Genomic DNA, 1,484 nt, shown 5'->3' with positions numbered 1-1,484 from the left:
AGAAATGACCTGCTTATTCGCACCTTCCCTAACTTTGCAACAGTGCCACAATTCTGTTGGCCGGGAATGGTGATGTCGCATCATCCCGGTTCTTTTATGATTTGAGTTGTGCTCCGGATCAAATTTATTGCCCGTAGTGCGTGTTATAAGCATGGAAAGGTTACATTTCTAAAAATTATAACGCTGACCTGGGGACCGGGAATATGTATTCATTTATCGCACGCCAGCCTATTTTTGACACAAAAATGCAGACCGTCGCTTATGAGCTGCTTTTCAGGGACGGAATGAACAATGCCTTTCCCGATGTTTCACCAGAATACGCCACGTCCAGAATGATTTCTGACCAGTTTTTATGCATCCCTGTTCCCCGTATAGCCAACAATCACAGTTCTTTTATTAATGTGCCGCACCAGATGATCATTAACGGACTGGGCAATACGCTGCCGAATAAAAAAGTGGTCATCGAAATTCTGGAAAATGCAGTCCCGGATGATGCGCTTTTCTGTGCCGTAAAGGATATGCACGACAGGGGTTACCAGCTTGCGCTCGATGATTTCACGATGGATGATGAATGGGACCGCTTTATGCAGTATATTTCTGTCATCAAATTTGATGTCAGAGACAATGACTATGAAGATATCCGGCAATATATCCACAGAAAAAGTCAGCTTCTGCAGGGCATAAAATTCCTTGCTGAAAAAGTGGAAACAAGGGACGAGTTTGAGCTTTACAGCCGGGCGGGTTTCGCGCTTTTCCAGGGATTTTTCTTCAGTCGCCCGGAAATCCTCAGAAATAAATGCCTTTCCCAGAACCCCCTGCCACTCTCCAGGCTGATGATGGAGGTGAACAGGGAAAACCCGGACTTTGCCGCGGTCGAACGTCTGCTTAAAACCGATCTGACGCTGTCATATAAAATCATGCGCTACGTCAGAAACATGCTGTTTAAATCACATGGCATAATTCAGGCGGACAATCTTACCCTGAAAGAAATGCTGATGTATCTGGGGGGCAAAGAACTCCGGCGGTTTGTTGCGGTGGCCGCCCTTTCAAATATGGGGCGTTCCGGCATCAGTGAACTTTATCATCTGAGCATGGTTCGCGGAAAATTCTGCGAATTAATTGCCGGAAAAATAAATAATGTTTCATTATCCTATAACGCATTTATATGCGGTCTGTTTTCATTGCTGGATGTCATTCTTGAACTCCCCATGGACGATTTAATTAAACAGATTTCAATCCCGCAAAACGTAACTGCCGCGCTTTGTGAACATAAAGGTGAACTTTTTGACATACTGACCCTGTCGTTATGTTATGAGAAACTTAACTGGGAGGAAACCGCGAAAATATGTAATACCCTCAATATCAGCGAGTTCACTGTTATAGAAACCATGCAGGCCGCAACAAAATGGGCGGACGAGCTCGCCGTCTGTTAAGGATATTTATCACAAGACAGGTAATGACTCCAACTTATTGATAGTGTTTTA

Annotated in this window: 1 protein-coding gene; it reads left to right on the top strand. The window is 44.3% G+C overall.

Annotated features, from left to right (window positions below):
- Positions 1 to 203: 203 nt before the first annotated feature.
- Complete coding sequence (locus HMPREF3138_RS09115; RefSeq protein ID WP_070558934.1) at positions 204 to 1,433, top strand: EAL and HDOD domain-containing protein; 1,230 nt, start codon at positions 204 to 206, stop codon at positions 1,431 to 1,433.
- Positions 1,434 to 1,484: the final 51 nt, after the last annotated feature.

Origin of the sequence: Serratia sp. HMSC15F11 (genome assembly GCF_001808215.1) — a bacterium.
Taxonomy (GTDB): domain Bacteria; phylum Pseudomonadota; class Gammaproteobacteria; order Enterobacterales; family Enterobacteriaceae; genus Serratia; species Serratia nevei.
Note: the sequence above shows the minus strand (reverse complement) of the source record. Positions and strands in the feature narration are given on the sequence as shown.

Coding starts and splice junctions, on each gene's coding strand:
- HMPREF3138_RS09115 (WP_070558934.1), top strand. CDS start 204: ATGTATTCATTTATCGCACGCCAGCCTATTTTTGACACAAAAATGCAG.